Source organism: Mesorhizobium sp. B2-7-1, assembly GCF_006440735.1.
Lineage (GTDB): Bacteria > Pseudomonadota > Alphaproteobacteria > Rhizobiales > Rhizobiaceae > Mesorhizobium.
The window spans coordinates 12,117-33,851 of sequence record NZ_VFUA01000074.1 but is presented as its reverse complement, the minus strand read 5'-3'; the positions used below and the strand labels follow the sequence as shown (position 1 = coordinate 33,851).

18 protein-coding genes are annotated in these 21,735 nt (G+C 65.0%); 9 read left to right on the top strand and 9 right to left on the bottom strand.

The genetic code is table 11. The features are described 5' to 3' along the window. The first annotated feature begins 197 nt into the window (after nt 1-197). Nucleotides 198-1,172 carry a WD40 repeat domain-containing protein gene (locus FJ471_RS23725; RefSeq protein WP_140807165.1) on the top strand — a complete coding sequence of 325 codons (975 nt, stop codon included), beginning with the start codon at nt 198-200 and terminating at the stop codon, nt 1,170-1,172. Between the two features lie 60 nt (nt 1,173-1,232). Here FJ471_RS23725 and FJ471_RS23720 read toward each other — a convergent pair whose 3' ends face one another. Continuing rightward, nucleotides 1,233-1,679 carry a hypothetical protein gene (locus FJ471_RS23720; RefSeq protein WP_140807164.1) on the bottom strand — a complete coding sequence of 149 codons (447 nt, stop codon included), beginning with the start codon at nt 1,677-1,679 and terminating at the stop codon, nt 1,233-1,235. A gap of 145 nt (nt 1,680-1,824) precedes the next feature. On the opposite strand from FJ471_RS23720, the gene FJ471_RS23715 reads away from it, so the two are divergent. The 4 genes from FJ471_RS23715 to FJ471_RS23700 all read left to right on the top strand — a co-directional run bounded on the left by FJ471_RS23715 (nt 1,825) and on the right by FJ471_RS23700 (nt 7,419). Continuing rightward, nucleotides 1,825-3,204 (top strand): aspartate aminotransferase family protein, encoded by a 1,380-nt coding sequence (locus FJ471_RS23715; protein ID WP_140807163.1) that lies wholly within the window; start codon nt 1,825-1,827, stop codon nt 3,202-3,204. Between the two features lie 11 nt (nt 3,205-3,215). Next, complete coding sequence (locus tag FJ471_RS23710) at nt 3,216-4,622, top strand: glutamine synthetase family protein (RefSeq protein WP_140807162.1); 1,407 nt, start codon at nt 3,216-3,218, stop codon at nt 4,620-4,622. Between the two features lie 89 nt (nt 4,623-4,711). Beyond that, nucleotides 4,712-5,947 (top strand): putative DNA modification/repair radical SAM protein, encoded by a 1,236-nt coding sequence (locus FJ471_RS23705; protein WP_140807161.1) that lies wholly within the window; start codon nt 4,712-4,714, stop codon nt 5,945-5,947. A gap of 2 nt (nt 5,948-5,949) precedes the next feature. Beyond that, nucleotides 5,950-7,419: a UdgX family uracil-DNA binding protein gene (locus tag FJ471_RS23700; protein ID WP_140807160.1), complete on the top strand. Its 1,470-nt coding sequence runs from the start codon at nt 5,950-5,952 to the stop codon at nt 7,417-7,419. A 99-nt stretch (nt 7,420-7,518) separates the two neighbouring features. Here the strand turns inward: FJ471_RS23700 and FJ471_RS23695 are convergent, their stop codons facing one another. The 4 genes from FJ471_RS23695 to FJ471_RS23680 all read right to left on the bottom strand — a co-directional run bounded on the left by FJ471_RS23695 (nt 7,519) and on the right by FJ471_RS23680 (nt 11,896). Further along, nucleotides 7,519-8,778, bottom strand: a complete 1,260-nt coding sequence (locus tag FJ471_RS23695) for a glycerate kinase (protein WP_140807159.1) — start codon at nt 8,776-8,778, stop codon at nt 7,519-7,521. Then, nucleotides 8,775-9,278, bottom strand: a complete 504-nt coding sequence (locus tag FJ471_RS23690) for a heme-degrading domain-containing protein (protein ID WP_140807158.1) — start codon at nt 9,276-9,278, stop codon at nt 8,775-8,777. Before FJ471_RS23690 ends, FJ471_RS23695 begins: the two co-directional genes overlap by 4 nt. A gap of 75 nt (nt 9,279-9,353) precedes the next feature. Beyond that, a complete protein-coding gene (gene guaD / locus FJ471_RS23685; RefSeq protein WP_140807157.1) occupies nt 9,354-10,667 on the bottom strand; it encodes a guanine deaminase in 1,314 nt (437 codons plus the stop codon). A 2-nt stretch (nt 10,668-10,669) separates the two neighbouring features. Then, the gene (locus FJ471_RS23680; protein WP_140807156.1) at nt 10,670-11,896 is read right to left on the bottom strand and encodes a urate hydroxylase PuuD; all 1,227 of its coding nucleotides are present in this window, start codon (nt 11,894-11,896) and stop codon (nt 10,670-10,672) included. Between the two features lie 132 nt (nt 11,897-12,028). On the opposite strand from FJ471_RS23680, the gene FJ471_RS23675 reads away from it, so the two are divergent. The 3 genes from FJ471_RS23675 (at nt 12,029) to FJ471_RS23665 (ending at nt 15,257) form a co-directional block, all read left to right on the top strand. Beyond that, complete coding sequence (locus FJ471_RS23675) at nt 12,029-12,949, top strand: LysR family transcriptional regulator (RefSeq protein ID WP_140807155.1); 921 nt, start codon at nt 12,029-12,031, stop codon at nt 12,947-12,949. A gap of 62 nt (nt 12,950-13,011) precedes the next feature. After that, entirely contained in the window at nt 13,012-14,010 is a 999-nt protein-coding gene (locus FJ471_RS23670) for an LLM class flavin-dependent oxidoreductase (RefSeq protein WP_246684810.1), read from the top strand. Next, nucleotides 14,007-15,257 carry an LLM class flavin-dependent oxidoreductase gene (locus FJ471_RS23665; protein WP_140807154.1) on the top strand — a complete coding sequence of 417 codons (1,251 nt, stop codon included), beginning with the start codon at nt 14,007-14,009 and terminating at the stop codon, nt 15,255-15,257. The genes FJ471_RS23670 and FJ471_RS23665 overlap by 4 nt, the downstream gene beginning before the upstream one ends. A gap of 6 nt (nt 15,258-15,263) precedes the next feature. On the opposite strand, the gene FJ471_RS23660 is transcribed toward FJ471_RS23665, so the two are convergent. Further along, nucleotides 15,264-16,100 carry a PhzF family phenazine biosynthesis protein gene (locus FJ471_RS23660; protein WP_140807153.1) on the bottom strand — a complete coding sequence of 279 codons (837 nt, stop codon included), beginning with the start codon at nt 16,098-16,100 and terminating at the stop codon, nt 15,264-15,266. Between the two features lie 212 nt (nt 16,101-16,312). Between FJ471_RS23660 and dps the strand changes: the two genes are divergently transcribed. Continuing rightward, entirely contained in the window at nt 16,313-16,801 is a 489-nt protein-coding gene (gene dps / locus FJ471_RS23655; protein ID WP_140807152.1) for a DNA starvation/stationary phase protection protein Dps, read from the top strand. A gap of 27 nt (nt 16,802-16,828) precedes the next feature. On the opposite strand, the gene xdhC is transcribed toward dps, so the two are convergent. From xdhC to xdhA, 3 genes are all read right to left on the bottom strand, one after another. After that, nucleotides 16,829-17,830 (bottom strand): xanthine dehydrogenase accessory protein XdhC, encoded by a 1,002-nt coding sequence (gene xdhC, locus FJ471_RS23650; protein WP_140807166.1) that lies wholly within the window; start codon nt 17,828-17,830, stop codon nt 16,829-16,831. Between the two features lie 63 nt (nt 17,831-17,893). Beyond that, nucleotides 17,894-20,257 (bottom strand): xanthine dehydrogenase molybdopterin binding subunit, encoded by a 2,364-nt coding sequence (gene xdhB, locus FJ471_RS23645; RefSeq protein ID WP_140807151.1) that lies wholly within the window; start codon nt 20,255-20,257, stop codon nt 17,894-17,896. Then, a complete protein-coding gene (xdhA, locus tag FJ471_RS23640; RefSeq protein ID WP_140807150.1) occupies nt 20,257-21,732 on the bottom strand; it encodes a xanthine dehydrogenase small subunit in 1,476 nt (491 codons plus the stop codon). The genes xdhB and xdhA overlap by 1 nt, the downstream gene beginning before the upstream one ends. Between the last annotated feature and the right edge of the window lie 3 nt (nt 21,733-21,735).

Here is a 21,735-nt window from a genome sequence, read left to right as displayed (position 1 = left end):
ATCGATCAACCATCGCGAATCCCCTTTCGGATATCCGCATGGAATCATCAATCCGATTCTGTGCAAAGGCCTCACAAGGGGAGAAGGAAGAGCCCCAACGCCGGGGCCCCTTTCCCTATAGCTATTCCAAGCATGGGTTGAGACCTGCCGCTCGACCCCTTATGGGAAGGGCATTGATCTCGAATGGACCGCCCCACATGCCCACAGTCGCCCCGCTTGATCTCGAAGGCCATTGCCTCGCCGCCGTTTTCCTCAACGACGTGCCGCATTTTGCTTTGGCCGACGGCGCGATCCACCGCTTGGACAACGGGCAAAAGACGGTGCAAGCCAATGACGGGTTGCTCGCCGCCTTCCATGACGCGGCCAACGACCGGCTGATCACCGGCGGCGAGGACGGCAAGGTGTTTGCCGTCAAGGCTGGTGGCGCGGTGAGCGAGCTGGCCAGCGCCGGCAAAAAGTGGGTCACCAGCGTCACCGCCGGACCGCAAGGCGCGATCGCCTATGCCTCGGGCAAGACCGCCTTCGTGCGTTTCGCCGACGGCAAGATCAAGGAATTCGCCCATCCGCGCTCGGTGGAGGGGCTGGCGTTCTCGCCCAAGGGCATGCGTTTCGGCGTCGCCCGCTACAATGGCGCGACGCTGCATTTCCCGGCGGCCGAGGGCAAGCCGGTGGAGCTCGAATGGGCCGGCGCCCATACCGGCATCACCTTTTCGCCCGACGGCGCCTTCCTCGTCACCACCATGCAGGAGAATGCCCTGCATGGCTGGAAGCTCGCCGACGGCAAGCACATGCGCATGAGCGGCTATCCCGGCAAGGTGAAGAGCCTGTCCTGGAGCGTGAAGGGCAAATGGCTGGCAAGCTCCGGCGCGCCGGCGGCGATCGTCTGGCCGTTCTCAGCCAAGGATGGCCCAATGGGCAAGGCGCCGCTGGAACTCGGCACACGCGGCAACACGATGGTGACCTGCGTCGCCTGCCATCCGAGCCAGGATGTCGTGGCGATCGGCTATGAGGACGGCATGGTGATCGCGGCGCGCTTCGCCGACGCCAAGGAAGTCTTGCTGCGCCGCCCCGGCAAGGGCGCCATCACCGCCATGATGTGGGACAAGGAAGAGCGCCGCATCGTCTTCGGCAGCGCCGCCGGCGATTGCGGCGTCATCGATATCACGGGGTGAGGCAGTAGGGATTAGGCAGTAGGCAATAGAAGGAGAGCCCGACTGCCTACTGCGATTTGATCATTCCGCTCCGCAGGAAACATCGCCCTTGAGCTCGACGGGATCGCTGTCCACGCCTGCCGTGCCGTCGTAAACCGCGAGCATGTAGCGCCCGTCATAGGTGCCTTCGTCCTTGGCCTTGGTCAGGATCGTCAGTTCCACCGAACGGTAGTTGTCCTTGGCTTCGTGCTCGCGGTAGACGAGCAGCCGCAATTCGTCGCCGTCGAGCCAATATTGCGCGAGGTTCTGATCCTCGAACACCGTCTTGCGCAGGCTGTCGGCGGCGGGACGGGCCTTGATCTCCAGATCACCCCGGAAATTGAAAGTCGGCCCGCCCAGGCCCCGGGTCACACCGGCGTCGAGCTGGAAGGTGACCTTGGCGTCGTCGACCGAGCACCAGAGCGCTCCCGAGGCAAGGGCCCCGCTGGCCGACGCAAGAAGCACTGCCGCACAAAGAACTGTCCGCATTTCCCCCTCCTCCCTGCCCTGGCCGCATTGAGGCCCCGACGGCCACGCGGGGTCAAGTGCGCTGATCCAACGCGAGCCCCCGGCGCGGCCAATTGCGGTTTTGCCATCCGATTGGCACAGTGCCGCGCGAAACACAGGGGTTTTCATGCAGGCATCGGATTCACGAACTTCCATCGGCGGCATCGACATCGCCCGCATCGCCGAATTGCGCGAGGCGGAAGCGGCCGCCTTCCGCAAGGCGCGGCCGAAATCCGAGGCGAAGCTCGGCAACGGCATCGCCGGTTTCCTCGGCGGCGTGCCGATGCACTGGATGACCGACTGGCCGACGCCGTTCCCGATCCTGGTCGAAGGCGCCAAAGGCGCCACCATCACCGATGTCGACGGCAACAGGCTCGACGATTTCTGCTTGGGCGACACCGGCTCGATGCTTGGCCATTCGCCGCCGCCGGTTGCCCGCGCGATCCGCAGGCAGGCAGCGCGCGGCCTGACCTACATGCTGCCCAGCGAGGATGCGCTGGCAATCGGCACGCTTCTACAACAGCGCTTCGGACTGCCCTATTGGCAGATCGCCACAACCGCCACCGACGCCAACCGTTTTGCGCTGCGCGTCGCCCGCGCCGTGACCGGGCGCGAAAAGATCCTGGTCTTCAACGGCTGCTATCATGGCTCTGTCGACGAGACGATGGTGCGGCTGATCGACGGCCGGCCGGTCAACCGGCCGGGCCTGGCCGGCGAGTTCCGGGATCTGACTCGAGCGACCAAGATCGTAGAGTTCAACGATGTCGCCGCCCTCGAGGCCGCGCTGGCCGACCGCGACGTCGCCTGCGTCATCACCGAGCCGGTGCTGACCAATTCCTGCATGGTGCTGCCGGAACCCGGCTTCCACGACGCGCTGCGGCGCCTGACCCGCGTGGCCGGCACGCTGCTTCTGATCGACGAGACGCACACGATTTCGACCGGCCCTGGCGGCTACACGCGCATGCACGGGCTGGAGCCGGACCTGTTCGTGCTCGGCAAGCCGGTGGCCGGCGGCGTGCCGGCAAGCATCTGGGGGATGAGCGAAGAGATCGCCACCCGCTACGGCGCCTACAACCAGACCAAGGAACCCGGCTATTCCGGCATGGGCACGACGCTGTCGGCGAACCCGCTGCAATTTTCGGCGATGCGCGCCGCGTTGGAAGAGGTGATGACCGAGGAAGCCTATGTGCATATGGACCGGCTGGCACGCCGGCTCGATGCCGGGCTGACCGCTGTGATCAATCGAAACAAGCTGCCCTGGCATGTCGCGCGGGTCGGCGCGCGCGTCGAGTTCATCTGTGCGCCCGGGCCGCTCGGAAACGGCGGCCAAGCGGAAAAGGCGCACGCGCCGGAGCTGGAAGCCGCCATTCATGTCGCGCTGGTCAATCGCGGCGTGCTGATCGCGCCGTTCCACAACATGATGCTGATCTCGCCGGCGACGACGTCAGCGCAAGTGAGCCGGCTGATCGCAGCCTTCGCCGCGGTTGCGGCCAGGCTTGCGGCATGAGAAAAGCGGCAATGGACAATCTGAACGCCGTCACCACGTCGCCTTCAGGCTCGACGCCCGCCGAGGCGAAAGCCTTTCTCGACGCGCATCCTGAGATCGAGGCGTTCGACATCGTGCTCACCGACGCCAACGGCATCGGGCGCGGCAAGATCGTGCGCCGGCACGAGCTGATGGGCATTTTCGAGAACGGCCGGCATCTGCCGATCTCGATCCTCGGCCTCGACATCACCGGCGAGGACGTGCACGAAACCGGACTGGTGTGGGACACCGGCGACGGCGACCTCAGGGCATGGCCGATCCCCGGCACGCTGGTGCCGCTCTTCGGCACCAAGCCGCCACGCGGCCAGTTGCTGATGTCGATGCACCATCTCGACGGCCAGCCGATGACCTCCGACCCACGGCTGGTGCTGGCAAGGCAGGTGGAACTGCTGGCTGCACGCGGCCTGCATCCGGCCGGCGCCTTCGAGCTCGAGTTTTTCCTGCTGTCGAATGACCGCGACGCCGACGGCAAGGTGCAGCCTGCCCGCGCGGTGCTCGACGGCCGCCGTTCGGCCAAGACAGAGGTCTATTCGGTAGACCATCTGCACGGCATGGAGCCGCTGTTTTCCGACATCTACGCCGCGGCCAAGGCGCAGGGCATTCCGGCCGAAACGGTCATTTCCGAATACGCGCCCGGCCAGTACGAGCTGACGCTGAACTACCGCAAGGACGTGATGCGGGCAGCCGACGACCTGGTCATGCTGAAGCGGCTGGTCAGGGCGCAGGCGCGGCGGCACGGCGTCACCGCCTGCTTCATGGCCAAGCCCATCGAGGCCTATGCCGGCTCCGGCATGCATTTCCACGTCTCGTTGCAGGACGATGCCGGCCGCAACGTCTTCACCGAGGTCGCCGGCCAGAAATGGTCGCCAAAGCTGCTCAACGCGCTGGGTGGCCTCATCCACACCATGGCGGAATCGATGCTGGTGTTTGCGCCGCACGCCAATTCCTGGCGGCGCTTCGTCTCGCAATCCTATGCGCCCGTAGCGCCGAGCTGGGGCGTCAACAACCGCTCGGTGGCGCTGCGCGTGCCGGCGGGCGACGCCAGGAACCGCCGCATCGAGCACCGGCCGTCGGGCGTCGACGCCAACCCCTATCTGATCGCCGCAACGGTGCTGGCCGGCATCGTCAAAGGCCTGGATGAGGGCCTGGACCCCGGTTCCGAGACGACGGGGAACGGCTACGAGCAGGCCCCGGAGAAATCGACCATGCCGGCCGACTGGCGCGCCGCGATCGAGGCGGCCAGGAGCTCCGACTTCCTGAAATCGGCGCTCGGTCCCGACCTGCACCGCACCTTCGTGGCGATCAAGCAGGCCGAGTATCTGCGCGTCGCGCGCACCGTCAGCGAGCTGGACTACCACCTCTATCTGCACGAGGTGTGAGGGCTGGCGCGACAGGCGCGGCGATCACGTTTTGCGGACGGCAATCAAAAGTTATAGCCAATTGCATTTCTGGAACATATCATGAACAAATGGCTGTGCTTTCCGTCCGCGAGAAACTGGCGATCCTGTCGGACGCCGCCAAATACGACGCCTCCTGCGCCTCTTCCGGGTCGGCGAAACGCGACTCGCTGAGATCGGGCGGCATCGGCTCGACGGAGGGGTCCGGCATCTGCCATTCCTACGCACCGGACGGGCGCTGCATCTCGCTCTTGAAAATCCTGCTCACCAATTTCTGCATCTACGACTGCAGCTATTGCATCAACCGCTCGTCCTCGAATGTGCGGCGCGCCCGTTTCAGCGTCGACGAGGTGGTGAAGCTCACGATGGATTTCTACCGCCGCAATTACATCGAGGGGTTGTTCCTGTCGTCCGGCGTCATCCGCTCGCCGGACGAGACGATGGGCGAGATGGTCGAAGTGGCGCGGCGGCTCAGGATCGAGGAAAAATTCGGCGGCTATATCCACCTCAAAACCATTCCCGAAGCGTCGGCGGAGCTGATCGAGATGGCTGGTCTCTATGCCGACCGGCTGTCGATCAATGTGGAACTGCCGACAGACGAAGGCGTGAAGAAGCTGGCACCGGAAAAGAAGCCGGAAACGATCCGGCTTTCGATGGCCAAGCTGCGCCGCAAGATCGAGGAAAAGGCCGAGCCGACATTGCGGAGCCGCAAGCGCGAGCGCTTCGCCCCGGGCGGCCAGTCGACGCAGATGATCGTGGGCGCCGACAAGACGTCCGACGACGGGATCCTGCGCGCCAGCGCCCGGCTCTATGGCAGCTACCACCTGCGCCGCGTCTACTATTCCGCCTTCAGCCCGATCCCGGATTCATCGTCATCGCTGCCCTTGCAGAAGCCGCCGCTGATGCGCGAGCACCGGCTTTACCAGGCGGACTGGCTGATGCGCTTCTACGGCTTCTCGCAGCCGGAAATCCTGGACGGCAGCAATGACGGCATGCTCGACCTCGCTGTCGACCCCAAGCTTGCCTGGGCGCTGCGCAATCGGGGCCGCTTCCCGGTCGACGTCAACCGCGCCGAGCGCGAAGCGCTGCTGCGCGTTCCCGGCCTCGGCAGCAGGGTCATCGACCGGATCATCGAGACACGCCGCCACCGGCGGCTGCGGCTCGAGGATGTCGGGCGCATATGCCACTCGGTCGCCAAGGTGCGGCCCTTCATCATTGCGGAAGGCTGGTCGCCTGGCGCGCTGACCGACAAGGCCGGCTTGCGCCAGGTGATCACCCGTTCCTGCGAACAGCTGTCGTTGTTCTGATCATGGCCAAAACTCAGCTCAACCTCGCCGTCCATCTCGTCCGGCTCGAAAGCCAGACCGATTTTGCCGGCTGGCGCGACGCGGCGCGGCGGCTGGCGACGAATGACATACCGCCGGAGGATGCCGCGTGGCAGGTCGAGCCGGATGGCGAAACCCGCGGCAAAGATTTGCCGGCTGCGCACGCCGATGCCCGGCTTGTCGTGCCGCGCGACTTTATCGAGCGCGCAGAGACGGTGATCTGCCATTGCGATCCCGAGCGCTTCGGCTTTCTCTACCGGCTGCTTTGGCGGTTGCGCTCCGAGCCGAAGCTGCTTTCGATCGCTACCGATCCCGATATCCGGAAGCTGGAGGCGATGGAAAAGGCGGTGGGGCGCGACATCCACAAGATGCGCGCCTTCGTGCGTTTCCGGAAGATCGGCGAAGGCGCGGAGGAGCGCTATGTCGCCTGGTTCGAGCCCGAGCATTTCATCGTCGAGCGCAATGCCGATTTCTTCGTGCGCCGTTTCACCGGCATGCGCTGGACGATCCTGACGCCGCATGCCTCGGCCGACTGGGATGGTGAGCGGCTGGCGATCGGACCCGGCGCCGGCAAGCGCGACGCGCCGGCGGAAGACGATGCCGAGGCGCTGTGGCGGACCTATTTCGAGAATATCTTCAACCCGGCCCGCCTCAAGGTGAAGGCGATGCAGAAGGAGATGCCGAAGAAATATTGGCGGAACCTTCCCGAGGCCTCGCTCATTCCCGATCTGATAGCAGGAGCAGACAAAGCCGCGTCAGACATGATCGCCCGGATGCCCACCACCCCAGCACCGCACCACGCCAAGGTGAAGGCCAAGCACTGGCCGGTGCCGCAGCCGGCCAATGCCGATGAAACCGAAAACGCCGATACGATCCCGGAACTGCGCGCGGTTGCGAAAGGCTGCCACCGCTGTCCGCTCTGGCGCGATGCGACGCAAACGGTGTTCGGCGAAGGGCCGGAGAACGCCGAGGTGATCTTCGTCGGCGAACAGCCGGGCGACCAGGAGGACCTGGCGGGCAAGCCGTTCGTCGGTCCGGCGGGCAAGATGTTCGACAGCATATTGGACGACGCCGCGATCGACCGCCGCAAGGTCTATGTGACCAATGCGGTGAAGCATTTCAAATTCGAACCGCGCGGCAAGCGGCGTATTCATTCAAAGCCCAATGCCGGCGAAATCCAGGCCTGCCGGTGGTGGCTGGACAAGGAGCTCGACCTGATCAAGCCAAACCTCGTGGTGGCGCTTGGCGCGACGGCGGCGCAATCACTGCTCGGCAAGGCGGTGCCGATCACCAAGATGCGCGGCGACGTGGTCGAGCGCGACGATGGGTTGAGGGTGTTCCTGACCATCCACCCGTCCTTCATCCTGCGCATACGCGAGCAGGAGGACAAGGAGGCGGAACGGGGGCGATTCCTCAGCGATATGCGGAAGGTGAGGGAATTGATGGGGGCGTGACCTGGACGGAAGCCTACCCGACTTCGTCATCCACGGGCGGAGCAAGGAGCGAAGCGACGCGCGCAGACCCGAGGATGACGAGTTCTGCGGGGCTCCGCGCTACCTAACCAGAATCGCCCTCAGATCATTCACGTTCGTGCCCGTGGGACCCGGCACGAACAGATTCCCAACCGCGTTGAACGCAGTCCAGGCATTGTTGCCGGCAAGCATCGCCTTGGCGTCCACGCCGGCCGCACGCATGCGCGACACGGTCGAGCCGTCGGCAAACGCGCCGGCATTGTTCTCCGAGCCGTCGATGCCGTCGGTATCGGCGGCCAGAGCGTGGACGCCGCCAACACCATCGATGCCGATGGCGAAGGCGAGCAGGAATTCGGAGTTGCGGCCGCCCTTGCCCTTGGCGCGCAAAGTCACGGTCGTTTCGCCGCCGGAGAGGATCAGCACAGGCTTCTTGAAGGGACGATTGCGGGTCGCCACTTCGCGCGCGATCGCGGCGTGGACGCCGCCGACCTCGCGCGCCTCACCCTCGATCGCGTCCGACAGGATGACTGCCTCGATGCCTTGACGCTTGGCTTCGGCGGCGGCGGCGTCCAGGGACACACCGGCGGAGGCGGTCAGGTGCACCTCATTGCCGGCAAAGCGCGGATCGTCGGGGCTTGGCGCATCGGCGGCCGGTGAATTGATATGTGCCATGACCGATGCCGGCAGCTTCATCCCATAGGCAGCAATCGAGGCCAGCGCATCCGCGCGGCTGCCGGTGTCGGGAACGGTCGGGCCCGAGGCGACCAGCGCCGGATTGTCGCCGGGGATGTCTGAGACGACCAGCGACACCACACGCGCCGGGTGCGCGGCGGCGGCAAGGCGGCCGCCCTTGATGGTCGAGACATGCTTGCGGATGGTGTTCATCGCCGCGATCGGCGCGCCGGAGGCGAGCAGCGCCTCGTTGACGGCGACCTCGTCGGCAAGCGTCAGGCCGGGGGCCGGCGACGGCAGCAGCGCCGAGCCGCCGCCGGAAATCAGCGCCACGACCAGATCGTCGGCTGTCAGCCCCCGCACCTTCTCCAGCAAGCGGCGCGATGCCTCAAGGCCGGCGGCATCCGGCACCGGGTGCGCCGCCTCGATGATCTCGATGCGCTCGCATCTGGCGCCATAGCCATAGCGGGTGACGACAAGGCCGTCGATCGGGCCGTCCCAGACCTTCTCGAAGGCCGCCGCCATCTGCGCCGAGCCCTTGCCGGCGCCGATGACGATGGTGCGGCCCTTCGGCCTTGCCGGCAAATGGTCGCGGATCGTCTTTTCCGGATCGGCGGCGGCGACGGCGGCGTTGAAGATCGACGTGAGGAGGCTTTTCGGGTCGGTCATTTTTCTTCCGGCGGCAGCGCGAGCCCGCTCGCATCGATGCCAAGGTGAGCGCAAAGCGCATCGACGACGACGCCATGATCCTCGCGTTCGGGCAGGCCCGAAACGGCAATGACGCCTATGACGCCGGCGCCCTTCACCGTGACCGGGAAGCCGCCGCCGGCCAGCACATAGTCGGCAATATCCAGGCCCTCGCCGACCTTGAAGGTGCGGTCCGGGCGCTGCTGCTCGAGCACGAGGCGATAGGTGCTTCTCAGATAACGCTTCACGACATTGATCTTGCGCCGCGCCCAGTCGGGATTGGAGGCGTTGGAGCCCGGCATCGCGGCATAGAAGAGCGGCCTGTCGAAGGTCCTGATGTCGACGATAACAGGCAGGTTTTCCTTCAGGGCGCGGTCCCGGATAGCGGAACCGATCTTGAAGGCGACGGCCTCATCGAAAGCCGGGAAGACCAGCGCGGCTTCCTGTTTCTTGATCAGAGCGATGTCGTCGGCGGTGGCCATGGCGTTCCCCTGTCAAATGTCGCCGCACGCTTTGGCCGATGGCTGACGCGGGGTCAAGCGAAGAGCACGTTTAATCTATGCGACAATCGCGCTCTTCGCCGGCCGCCCCGCCACATAAACCTCGCGCACGGCGCGATCGTCGCCCAGCGTCTGCAGCAGAAAGAGTTCCTCGGCCAGCGTTTCCACCGTCTCCATCCTGAGCCGCATCGCCGGCGTCGAACGGGCGTCGAGCACGACTATGTCGGCGTCGGTGCCTTCCTCCAGCGTGCCGACCTTGTCGGCCACCGACAGCGCCTCGGCATTGCCGCGCGTCAGTTGCCAGAAGGATTGGTACGGGTTCAATTTCTCGCCGTTCAGCGCGATCACCTTGTAGCCCTCGTCCATGGTGCGCAGCATCGAATAATTGGTGCCGCCACCGACATCGGTGGCCGCTGCGATGCGAAGCGGTGCCTCGCGCCGGCGATAACGCTGGTAGTCGAACAGGCCGGAGCCAAGGAAGAGATTGGAGGTCGGGCAGAACACCGCCACCGAGCCCGACTGCGACAGCGCGTCCGCCTCGCGCTCGGAAAGATGGATGCAGTGGCCGAACAGGCTCTTTTTGCCGAGCAGGCCGTAGTGTTCATAAACGTCGGTGTAGTCGCGCGACCAGGGATAGAGTTCCTGGGTGAAGGCGATCTCGGCGTGGTTTTCCGACAGATGCGTCTGCATGTGGAGATCGGGATATTCGCGGCAGAGCGCGCCGGCCATTTCCATCTGCTCGGGCGTCGACGTGATCGCGAAGCGCGGCGTGACGGCATAGAGCTGGCGGCCCTTGCCGTGCCATTCGGCAATCAGCGCCTTGCTGTCGTCATAGCCGGTTTGCGGCGTGTCGAGCACGCCGTCCGGCGCGTTGCGGTCCATCATCACCTTGCCGGCGATGTTGAGCATGTTGCGCTCATGCGACTCGGCGAAGAAGGCCTCGGCCGAAGACTTGTGCACCGAGCAGTAGGCGACGACGGTCGTCGTGCCTTGTCGCAGCATCTCGTCGAGGAACAGCCTGGCGATGCGACGGCCATGCTGCGCGTTCTGGAACTTCGATTCTTCCGGAAAGGTGTATTTGTTCAGCCAGTCGAGCAGCTCGGCGCCGTAGGAGGCGATGATCTGCATCTGCGGCACATGCACATGCGCGTCGAGGAAACCGGGCAGGATCAGATGCGGGCGATGGTCGATCGTCTCGACGCCTGCGCCCGCCTTCGTCGAGACCTCCGCATAAGAGCCGGCGGCAACGATCTTGCCATTGTCGATCAGCAGCCCGCCATCCTCCTCGTAATGCCAGGCGGAATGGTCGTCGATCGTTTCGGGCCAACGCAGGAAGGAGAGTGTGCGGCCGCGCAGAATTTTCGCTGTCATGCTTACTTTCCGGCACCTTCGAACCAGGCGACCAGAAGGGCCCGTTCCTGGTCGGTGATGTGGCTGACATTGGCGGGCGGCATGGCATGCGCCCGGCCGGCCTGGATATAAATCTCGCGCGCATGCTCGGCGATGCGCTCGTCGGTGTCGAGCAGCACGCCCTTCGGCGCATGGTAGATGCCTTCATAGACCGGCTCTTCCGTGTGGCACATGGAGCAGCGGCCGAGCACGGTGTCGCGCACCGCCGGGAAATGCGCTGAGGCGATGTAGACCTGCGCGGCGGCGGAGACGGCCGAGGTCTTCGGCTCGCCGGTCAGCACCTTCGGCACGGTCGACAGCCAGATGATGATCATGAACAGCACGGCGGCGCCAAGCCAGGTCCAGGTCGGGTTGCCCTTCCTGGCATGCACGGTGTTGAAATAGTGGCGGATCAACACGCCGATGATGAAGACCAGCGAGGCGATGACCCAGTTGAACTGGGTACCGAAAGCCAGCGGGTAGTGGTTCGACAGCATCAGGAACAGGACCGGCAAGGTCAGGTAGTTGTTGTGCAGCGAGCGCTGCTTGGCGATCTTGCCGTATTTCGGGTCCGGCTTGCGACCGGCGATCAGGTCGGCGACGACGATCTTCTGGTTGGGGATGATGATCATGAAGACGTTGCACGACATGATCGTGGCGGTGATGGCGCCGAGATGCAGGAAGGCGGCGCGGCCGGTGAAGAGATGCGTCAGCCCCCAGGCGATGAAGACCAGCACGCCATAGAGCACCAGCATCAGGCCGGTGTCGCTTTTGCCGAGTGGCGAGCGGCAGAGCAGATCATAGACGATCCAGCCCGAGGCGATCGTCGCCATCGAGAGCAGAATGGCGACCGGGGCAGACATCGGCAGCACATTGGGGTCGATCAGGAACAGGTCCGCGCCGGCGTAGTAGACCACGCAGAGCATGGCGAAGCCCGACATCCAGGTGGCGTAGGATTCCCATTTGAACCAGGTGAGGTGTTCCGGCATTTCAGCCGGGGCCACCAAGTATTTCTGGATGTGGTAGAAGCCGCCGCCATGCACCTGCCACTCCTCGCCGAAGGCGCCGGCGGGCAGGCCGGGACGCTGGCGCAGGCCGAGGTCGAGGGCAACGAAATAGAAGGACGAGCCGATCCAGGCGATGCCGGTGATGACATGCAGCCAGCGGACCGCAAAACTCAGCCAGTCCCAGAAAATCGCGAAATCCATCATTGAGATCGTCCCTGCCGATGAGAGCGACTTTACGGTCTGGCGCGCAAACGAAAAGAGGCGAGGTGCGCGATGACTTTCAAAAAAAAATAAAAAATACTAGGGTTGCTTTACGCAGCCGCATGAGAGCCACGCATGGCCTATCTCGACAACATTGCCGTCTTCGTCCGTGTCGTCGAGCTCGGCAATCTGTCGGCGGCGGGGCGCGACATGCGCATTTCGCCGGCGGTGGCTTCCAACCGCATCAAGGAACTGGAGAAGCATCTAGGGGTCAGGCTCTTCAACCGCACGACAAGGCAGTTGATGCCGACCGAGCATGGCACGGTGTTCTACACCGGCGCCAAGCAGGTGCTGGACGCGATCACCGAGGCGGAAGCCGCGGTGGCGGCCCTTTCCGGACAGCCGCGCGGCACCATCCGGGTCATGGCGCCGCTCGGCCTCGGCCGCCGGCTGATCGCTTCCGGCATCCCCGACTTCCACGACAAATATCCCGATATCGAGGTGCGGCTCAGGCTCTCCGACCACAATGTCGACATCATGAAGGAAGGCATCGACGTTGCCTTCCGCCTCGGCATCATCGAGGATTCGAGCCTCAGGATGCGCGGCATCATGGAATGCGAGCGCGTGCTGGTGGCGGCGCCGAAATATCTGGAAACGCGCGGCGAGCCGGCCGAGCCGCAGGAACTTGTCGGCAAGAAGCACGACTGCCTGATGCTGCGCTACGCCGGCACGCGCGAGTTCGTCTGGACGCTGCAGACGCCGGGCGGCGTGCAGAAGCTCGAAGTGCATGGTCCCTACGACACCGACGACGGCGACGTGCTGACCGGCTGGGCGCTGTCGGGGCGAGGCATCATCAACAAGCCGCGCTTCGAGGTGGAGCCCTTCATCCGCGACCAGCGGCTGAAGGTGATCCTGGCCAAGACACCGCCGACGCCGGTGCAATTTGCCGCCGTCTATCCGCACAAGAAGCTGCAGGACCCGAAGGTGCGGCTGCTGCTCGACTTCATGGCCGAGCGCTGCCAGCGGCTGATCAAGGATATCTTGGCGGGGAAGTGACAGCCGCGTGGCCCATCCGCGCCGGTTGCCTTGCGCGAAAGCCGGCCTAGGTTGGTAGCCGGATGGCTGCGAGACGTCGCCGCCGCCGAATGGGCCGCCACATGCATCTCGCCGTTTCGCTCAACATCGCCGCCGCCGACGGACAGGACGTCCTGGACTTCGGCCAGATCAGTGCCTTCGTGCGGGACCTGGAAGCGGCGGGCGTCGATATGGCTATCATTTCCGACTCCGCGGAGGCGCCATCGAGCAGCCCCTTCGAAGCGACGACATTGCTGGCCGCCCTGGCGGCCGTGACCGACAGTATCGGCCTCGTCGCCAGCGCCTCGACGCTCGCGCACCAGCCTTACAATCTCGCGCGCCGTTTCGCTTCGCTGGACATCATCAGCCATGGCCGCATCGGCTGGAACGCGACGCTTGCGCAGAACCCGCGCGAGGCGGCGAATTTCAGCCGCCCGGAGGGGTTTTCGGACGACGACTTTCGCCGCCGCGCCAAGGAATTCATCAACATTGTGCGGAGGTTATGGATCGGCTGGAGCCGCGACGCGCTGCTCTTCGACAAGGCATCAGGCCGCTTCCACGATCCGGAAAAGATGCACCCGATGAACTTCACCGGCGAATTCTTTTCGGTGCGCGGGCCGCTCAATGTCGCGCGCTCGCCGCAGGACAGGCCACTGCTGGTGATGTCGGGCCTGAAACAAGCCGACCTCGATTTTGCAATCCGAGCCGATGTCGTGCTGCTGGACAAGCGTCAGCCGCCGGAGGCGAGAGCCGCCTGCGAGGAGATAAAACGCAGGGCGCACGAAGCGGGACGCGACCCAAGGACAATCAAGATGCTGGCGGTCGCCGATGCGCGGCAGGAACGCGATGGCGGCAGCCTAAAAGCGCTATGCCTCTCATCCGGCTGTGACGGCATCGTCCTGACAGTGCAGCCTCGGGCCGACGCCTTGAAGGATTTTGTCGAACGATTGCTGCCGGACCTCGAGCAACACGGATTTGCCAAGGCAAAACCAGGCAGGACGCTGCGCGATCGTCTCGGGTTGGACGAGGATGGCAGGTCATGAGCACGCGCCAGATGAAACTCGGCCTGTTCCTATGGGCGACCGGCCATCACATCGCCGCCTGGCGCCATCCGGATGCGCATGTGACGGCCGGCATCGACATCGACCACTGCATAAAGCTGGCGCGCACGGCGGAAGCGGCGAAGTTCGACATGGTGTTCTGCGAGGACGCGGCCGGCCTGCGCGAGGCCAATGTCAACATTGCCAGCCAGACCTCGCGCTCGATCGGCTTCGAGCCGATCAGCCTGCTGTCGGCGCTGGCCGCGCAGACCGAGCGCATCGGCTTGGTTTCCACGGCATCGACCAGCTACAACGAGCCCTATGGGCTGGCGCGCATGTTCGCCTCGCTCGACAATCTGAGCGGCGGGCGGGCCGGCTGGAACCTCGTCACCTCGGCAAGCCCGATCGAGGCCGCGAATTTCGGCGCGACGGGTTTGCGGCCGCATGCCGACCGCTATGCGCGGGCACGCGAGTTCGCCACGGTGGTTACCGGCCTGTGGAACCGGCGCGCCGCCGGCCATGACGGCGAGAGCTTCTCGGTGCGCGATCGGCTCGACATCCCGCCCTCGCCGCAAGGCGCGCCGGTGATGGTGCAGGCCGGCGCTTCCGATGACGGCAAGGATCTGGCCGCGCGCACCGCCGATGTCGTGTTCTCGGCGGCGCAGACCTTCGAGGAGGCCAAGGCCTTCTACGACGACCTCAAGGCCCGGCTCGCCGCTTATGGCCGGCAGCCGGACGATGTGAAGATCATGCCCGGCGTGGCGCCGATCGTGGCGGCAACGAAAGCCGAGGCGCAGGCCAAATACGATGCGCTGCAGGAATTGATTCCCGACGATGTCGGCGTGGCGCTGCTCTCCAGCTATCTCAGCATCTCCGACCTCGGCCGCTACCCGATCGACGGACCGTTGCCCGAGCTGCCGGAAAGCGAAGGCATGAAGAGCCGGCAGGCGCTGGTCATCGAGCAGGCGCGCCGCGACGGGCTCTCGATCCGCGAGCTTGCGCGTTACTTTGCCGGCGCGCGCGGCCATTGGCGCGTCGTCGGCACGGCCGGGGAGATCGCCGACGAATTGCAGGCGCGCTTCGAAGGCGGCGCGGCCGACGGCTTCAATGTGATGCCGTCCTGGTTCCCGGGCGAGCTCGACGCCTTCGCAAAGCTTGTCGTGCCGGAGCTGCAGCGGCGCGGCCTGTTCCGCAAGGACTATGAAGGCCGCACGCTGCGCGAGCATCTCGGCCTGAAGCGGCCGGTTTGAGCCGGTTCAATCGGCGTCCATCAATCGTGCCGTTCCGGACACCCTGATAGAGCTGCCGGGCGCCGGCGGGATATCGGCATGAAGCCGCGAGCGCATGCCCATGTCCTCGCCCTGGACGATGTCGATCGCGCCGCCATGCGGCCAGCCGAGATCGCGCAGATAGCCGGCAAAGGCCGCGGTCGCGGCGCCTGTCGCCGGATCTTCGTAGACGCCACCGGAGGCGAAGGGATTGCGCGTGTGGAAGAGGCGCGGCGTCTCGGCATAAGCGAGCAGGATGGTGACCAGGCCTTCGCGCCGCATGAAGGACTGACCTTTCTTGAGATCATAGGCCATGGCGGCCAGCGCCTCGCGCGACTTCAGCGCCAGCACGAGATGATCGGCGCCGCCATGGATGAGTGCCGGCGGAATGGCGGGATCGAGATCGCCCGGCTTGTATCCAAACAACGCCAAAGCCTCCCCGACCAGCTCGGCCGACGCAGGCGTGCTGCGCGTCGGTGGCGACTGCAAGGCGGCGGCAAAGTTGGCGCCATCGCGAAACCCTTCGACGGTGATACCGGCCTGGTTGAGGGCCAGCTTGAAGACGCCGTCGCCGAACTTTCCGACCAGGGCCGCGCCCAGCGCGATGGTGGCATGGCCGCAGAACGGCACTTCCGATTCCGGCGAGAAGTAGCGGACGCGCCAGCCGTCGCCTTCGGGCGCGGCGAAGGCGGTCTCCGAGAAGCCGACTTCGGCCGCGACACGCTGCATGTCGGCTGCGCCCGGCAAGGCCTCGCCGATCACCACGCCGGCGGGATTGCCGCCGGTGTTTCCGTCCGAAAATGCCGCTATGCGCAAAACGTCCATATCGCTTATCCGTGTTCGTGAGGTGCGCAGAAAACACGTTTCACAGCCGTTTGGGAAACGAAGAAAGCGACGAGCAGCTGTGAGCGGCAGTCATATCTCACGGCATCGTCGGTGCTCTTCGGGACGGAACGAAGTCGCGTCATCGCCGTTTGGCGAATGGCGGCGCGCTAGGCCGCCCCCCGCCAATCGAGGCAGCGCGACAGGAGCCAATCATGGATGCCATCGTCACCAAGAACGACCTCAAATCCGATGCCAAGAAGGAATCGATCGATCTGCTCAATGCCAGGCTTGCCGACGCCATCGACCTGGCGCTGATCACCAAGCAGGCGCACTGGAACGTCAAAGGCCCGCAATTCATCGCCATCCATGAAATGCTGGATGAATTCCGCGAGGAGATCGACGGCCATGTCGACATCATCGCCGAGCGCGCCGTGCAGCTCGGCGGCACCGCGTATGGCACCTCGCAGGAAGTGTCGAAGGCGACCAAGCTGAAACCCTATCCGACCGACATCCACAAGACCAAGGACCATCTGGCGGCGCTGATCGACCGCTATGCCGCGGCGGCCAAGCTGACGCGCGAGGCGATCGATGAATCGGACGATGCCGGCGACGCTGACACCGCCGACATCTTCACCGCCTATTCGCGCTCGCTGGACAAATTGCTGTGGTTCCTGGAGGCGCACACGCAGGAGAAGGAATAGCCAGGAAACTGTTCGGCCTGGCTTGGATCAGCCGGCCATCGCCTTTTCAGCGCTGGCTGCGCTTGGCGCATCCGAGGCATGCGAGACGAGCGCCGTCATGATCTCGGCGGCGGCGAGCGCGGCGATCACCGGCGGGCGCTTGTCCTTCACAGCATTGCCGCCGATCGGCGAGATAAGCCGGCCGAACTGCGCTTCGCTGCCATCGGCGGCCTTCAGGAACCAGTTCCGGAACGTCGCCTTCTTGGTCTTGGAGCCGATCATGCCGACATAGGCCGTGTCGTCGCGCTTCAGCGCCTCGGCGACGATCAGGAAATCCACCGCATGGTCGTGGGTCAGGATGGCGAAGACCGATCCCGCGGGCGCCTCGCGCACCACGGCTTCGGGCATCGGCGTCAGCCGCGTTTCCACCGTTTCCGGCATGTCCTCCAATGCTTCGGATCGAGTTTCAACGACGACGACGTGGATCGGCAGCAGCGCCAGCGACGCCGCGAGAGCCTGGCCGACATGGCCGCCGCCGAAAAGATAGACATGCGGAAGATGCGCTTCTTCCGCCTCAGCGCCGGCGATCAGCTTTTCTTCGATTATCGCATCGACCAAGCGGATCGACACCTCGACGCGGCCGCCGCAGCATTGGCCGATCTCCGGTCCGAGCGGGACATCGAGCGTGGCGCAGACCTCATCGACCTCGATGCGGGCTTCCCTCCCCCTTGAGGGGAGGGTGGCGGCGGAGCCGCCGGGTGGGGTCGCCCGCGCAGTGCTCGACGTTTTTGCGGTGCCTCCTGAGAGGACCCCCTCTGGCCGCTTCGCGGCCATCTCCCCCTCAAGGGGGGAGAGCATCTGCCGCGCCTTGTCGATCGCCATATATTCAAGCTGGCCGCCGCCGATGGTGCCGAAAATCGCCGATGCCGAGACGATCATGAAGGCGCCGGCCTCGCGCGGTGTCGAGCCTTTCGTGGCCGCCACCTCGACGAGGGCGACCCGGCCGGCCTGGCCGAGAAACGCCTTCAGATTTTGCACTTTCGAGTTCATCGTCTGCATTTCCATCTCGGAAATATAGCGTTTTACGCCTCGATTTGCACGTTTGGCCGGATTTCAGGCCGGTTTCGCGGCTTCCTGCTTCAACCGCTCGATCGCCATCAGCACCCGTTCCGGCGTTGCCGGCGCATCCAGCCGCGGGCAGATCTTATGGTCGGCGACGCTTGCCACCGCGTCGGAGAGCGCGTGCAGCACCGACATGCCGTGCGGCAGCGGCGGCTCACCGACAGCCTTGGAGCGGTGGATGGTCGGCTCATAGGCTGACGACCAGTCGGTCAGCTTGACGTTGAATATCTTCGGACGGTCGGAGGCGAGCGGGATCTTGTAGGTCGACGGCGCATGCGTGCGCAGCCGGCCGCTATTGTCCCACCAGAGCTCTTCCGTCGTCAGCCAGCCCATGCCCTGAATGAAGCCGCCCTCGATCTGGCCGAGGTCGATCGCCCGGTTCAGCGAACGGCCGGCGTCGTGCAGGATATCGGTGCGCTCGACGACATATTCGCCGGTCAGCGTATCGACCGAGACTTCCGCGCAAGCCGCGCCATAGGCGTAATAGTAGAAGGCGTGGCCGCGGCCCTTGGCGCGGTCCCAATGGATCTTCGGCGTCTTGTAGAAGCCCGCCGCCGACAGCTGGACGCGGTTGATGTAGGCCTGCTTGACCAGGTCGTTGAAGGCCACCTCCTGATTGCCGACACGCACCCGGTTGGGCAGGAACACCACCTGGTCGTGCGGCACCTGATATTTGTCGGCGGCGAAATCGGTCAGCCGCTTGCGTATCTGGCGGGCGGCATCCTGCGCGGCCATGCCGTTGAGGTCGGCACCGGAGGAGGCGGCCGTCGGCGAGGTGTTCGGCACCTTGGCGGTGGTGGTGGCGGTGATCTTGACCCGGTCGAGATCGATCTGGAACTCTTCCGCCACGACCTGCGCCACCTTCAAGTGCAGGCCCTGGCCCATTTCGGTGCCGCCATGGTTCATATGCACCGAGCCGTCGGCATAGACATGCACCAGCGCGCCGGCCTGGTTGGCCTCGGTCTTGGTGAAGGAAATGCCGAACTTGACCGGCGTCATCGCCAGGCCGCGCTTGATGAAGCGGCTGTTGTTGTTGAAGGCGCTGATCTCGCGGCGGCGCCGCGCGTAATTCGCGCTTTCCTCCAGCTCGGCCACGATGCGCTGGATGATGCAGTCCTCGACCTTCTGGTGATAAGGCGTGACGCTGCGCTCGCCGATGGCTTCCATCGGGTCGTAGAAATTCAGCTTGCGGATCTCGAGCGAGTCCTTGCCGACGGCGAAGGCTACCTCGTCGATAACGCGCTCGGCGCCGACCATGCCTTGCGGGCCGCCGAAGCCGCGGAAGGCGGTGTTCGATACGGTGTTGGTGTAGAGCGGCGCGGACTTCGCATGCACCGCCGGATAGAAATAGGCGTTGTCGCAGTGGAACAGCGCGCGGTCGCCGACCGGACCGGACAGGTCCGCAGAGAAACCGCAGCGCAGGGCATAGGTGAAGTCGACGCCGAGGATGTTGCCCTCGTCGTCGAAGCCGACTTCGTAATCGATGGCGAAATCATGCCGCTTGCCGGTTGCGGTCATGTCCTCGTCGCGATCGAGCCGGATTTTCACCGCGCGCTTGAGCTTCTTGGCCGCGATCGCGGCGATGGCAGCGCACTGATTGGCCTGGGTCTCCTTGCCACCGAAACCGCCGCCCATGCGGCGCACCTCGACCGTGACGGCATGGCTCGGCACGCCGAGCGCATGGGCGACCAGGTGTTGCGTCTCGCTCGGCCCTTGCGTCGAGCAATAGACGATGACCTCGTCATCCTCGCCGGGGATCGCCAGCGAGACCTGGCCCTCGAGATAGAAATGGTCCTGGCCGCCGAGCCACATGCGGTTCTTGATGCGGCGGGGTGCGGCAGCGATCGCCGCGGCCGCGTCGCCACGCTTTAGGATCAACGGCGTGGTGACCTGCTTGTCCTTGACCGGGTCGAGGTCCCATATCTCGACGACGGCGGGAAGCTCGTCATATTCGATCTTGGCCAGTCGTGCCGCGCGGCGTGCTTCCTCGCGCGTCTCGGCGATCACGGCGAAGATCGGCTGTCCGTAAAACTCAACCTTGCCTTCGGCGAGCACCGGATCGTCATGCATGTTGCTCGGCGAAACATCGTTCTCGCCCGGCACGTCGGCATAGGTCAGCACGTCGACCACGCCAGGCGCCGTGCGCACCGCCGACAGGTCGACGCTCTTCAACGCGCCGTGCGCGACCTTGGAAAGGCCCAGGCCGATATGCAGCGTGCCGGCAGGCTCCGGCATGTCGTCGATATAGACGGCGGCGCCGCTGACATGCTTGTGCGCGGAATCGTGCCGCTGGTCGGTGGCAACGCCGCCTACGATCTTCTCGGCCTTGAGGTTGGCTGGAGCGTGCTTGTTCATCAGGCCGCCTCGTCGCGTGAGACCTGGAACGGCGCCTTCGTTCCGGTCGTCTCGATATAAAAGCGCAGCAACAGGTTCCTTGCCGCCAGCGCCCGGTATTCCGCGGTCGCCCGCATGTCGGTCAGCGGCGTGAAATCCTTGGCGTACTCAGCCATCGCGGCCTCCACCGTCGCCTCGTTCCAGACCTTGCCGGCAAGCGCCTTCTCCACCGCCGCGGCGCGCTTCGGCGTCGCCGCCATGCCGCCATAGGCGATGCGGATGTCGGCCACCGTGCCATCCTTGGCCAAGGTCAGATAAAATGCCCCGAGCGTCGCCGTGATATCCTCGTCCCGGCGCTTGGTGACCTTATAGACGGCAAACTTCGTGCTTTTTGCCGGCACGGGCACGTGGACCGCCTCGACGAACTCGCCGGGCTGGCGGTCCTGCTTGCCATAGGCGATGAAGAAGGTTTCGAGCGGGATCGTGCGGCGCTTCTTGCCCTTGCGCAGGGTGAGCTGCGCGCCGAGCGCGATCAGCGGCGGCGGCGTGTCGCCGATCGGCGAGCCATTGGCGATGTTGCCGCCGATCGTACCCATGTTACGCACCTGCTCGCCGCCGATGCGGTCGACCAGCGGTCCCAGTGCCGGGATACGTCTCGACAGCGTCTCGAAAGCCTCGGTGTAGGTGACGCCGGCGCCGATGGTGATCACGCCATCCTTCTCGGACATCGCGCCAAGGCCATCGAGATTGCCGATGAAGATCGCCGGCGCGATGTCGCGCATGTGCTTGGTGACCCAAAGGCCCACGTCGGTCGAGCCGGCAACGACGGTCGCTTTCGGCTCGTTTTCGAAGATAGCAGCGAAATCGTCGGCATTGGCCGGCACGATCAGCCGCGCCTTGCCCGACCCGATCTCGACCCTGGCGCCGTCGCGCAGCGCCTTCAGCCGCGCGGTGATGTCCTTGCGCTCCACCGCCAGCGGATCCTTGGCCGCCTTGCCATAGCTCGAAATGGCGTGCGCGGCGCGCATGATCGCCTCATAGCCGGTGCAGCGGCAGAGATTGCCCTGCAGCGCCTTTTCGATCGCGGCATTGGACGGATCGGGCGTCTTCATCCACAGCCCGTAGAGCGACATGATAAAGCCCGGCGTGCAGAAGCCGCATTGCGAGCCATGGAAATCGACCATCGCCTGCTGCACCGGATGCAATTTTTCGCCGTCGCCGCGCAGGTGCTCGACGGTGACGACATGGGTGCCGTCGAGCGAGCCCATGAAGCGGATGCAGGCGTTGACGCTTTCGTAGACCAGCCCTTCGGCGGAGAGCTTGCCGACCAGCACCGTGCAGGCGCCGCAGTCGCCCTCGGCGCAACCCTCCTTGGTGCCGCGCAGCGAGCGGTTGAGCCGCAGCCAGTCGAGCAAGGTCGCATCGGGCGCGACGTCTTTCAGGGCCACGTCGGCGCCATTCAGGATGAAGCGTATCTCGTTGCGGGTCTCAGCCATGTC

What these genes read in the sequence shown, in the direction of transcription:
- xdhB (WP_140807151.1), bottom strand. Translation starts at nt 20,257, where the DNA reads ATGAACAAGCACGCTCCAGCCAACCTCAAGGCCGAGAAGATCGTAGGC.
- FJ471_RS23695 (WP_140807159.1), bottom strand. Translation starts at nt 8,778, where the DNA reads ATGACCGACCCGAAAAGCCTCCTCACGTCGATCTTCAACGCCGCCGTC.
- FJ471_RS23715 (WP_140807163.1), top strand. Translation starts at nt 1,825, where the DNA reads ATGCAGGCATCGGATTCACGAACTTCCATCGGCGGCATCGACATCGCC.
- FJ471_RS23675 (WP_140807155.1), top strand. Translation starts at nt 12,029, where the DNA reads ATGGCCTATCTCGACAACATTGCCGTCTTCGTCCGTGTCGTCGAGCTC.
- FJ471_RS23720 (WP_140807164.1), bottom strand. Translation starts at nt 1,679, where the DNA reads ATGCGGACAGTTCTTTGTGCGGCAGTGCTTCTTGCGTCGGCCAGCGGG.
- FJ471_RS23660 (WP_140807153.1), bottom strand. Translation starts at nt 16,100, where the DNA reads ATGGACGTTTTGCGCATAGCGGCATTTTCGGACGGAAACACCGGCGGC.
- FJ471_RS23710 (WP_140807162.1), top strand. Translation starts at nt 3,216, where the DNA reads ATGGACAATCTGAACGCCGTCACCACGTCGCCTTCAGGCTCGACGCCC.
- guaD (WP_140807157.1), bottom strand. Translation starts at nt 10,667, where the DNA reads ATGACAGCGAAAATTCTGCGCGGCCGCACACTCTCCTTCCTGCGTTGG.
- FJ471_RS23700 (WP_140807160.1), top strand. Translation starts at nt 5,950, where the DNA reads ATGGCCAAAACTCAGCTCAACCTCGCCGTCCATCTCGTCCGGCTCGAA.
- FJ471_RS23725 (WP_140807165.1), top strand. Translation starts at nt 198, where the DNA reads ATGCCCACAGTCGCCCCGCTTGATCTCGAAGGCCATTGCCTCGCCGCC.
- FJ471_RS23665 (WP_140807154.1), top strand. Translation starts at nt 14,007, where the DNA reads ATGAGCACGCGCCAGATGAAACTCGGCCTGTTCCTATGGGCGACCGGC.
- FJ471_RS23670 (WP_246684810.1), top strand. Translation starts at nt 13,012, where the DNA reads ATGGCTGCGAGACGTCGCCGCCGCCGAATGGGCCGCCACATGCATCTC.
- FJ471_RS23690 (WP_140807158.1), bottom strand. Translation starts at nt 9,278, where the DNA reads ATGGCCACCGCCGACGACATCGCTCTGATCAAGAAACAGGAAGCCGCG.
- FJ471_RS23705 (WP_140807161.1), top strand. Translation starts at nt 4,712, where the DNA reads ATGGCTGTGCTTTCCGTCCGCGAGAAACTGGCGATCCTGTCGGACGCC.
- dps (WP_140807152.1), top strand. Translation starts at nt 16,313, where the DNA reads ATGGATGCCATCGTCACCAAGAACGACCTCAAATCCGATGCCAAGAAG.
- xdhC (WP_140807166.1), bottom strand. Translation starts at nt 17,830, where the DNA reads ATGAACTCGAAAGTGCAAAATCTGAAGGCGTTTCTCGGCCAGGCCGGC.
- xdhA (WP_140807150.1), bottom strand. Translation starts at nt 21,732, where the DNA reads ATGGCTGAGACCCGCAACGAGATACGCTTCATCCTGAATGGCGCCGAC.
- FJ471_RS23680 (WP_140807156.1), bottom strand. Translation starts at nt 11,896, where the DNA reads ATGATGGATTTCGCGATTTTCTGGGACTGGCTGAGTTTTGCGGTCCGC.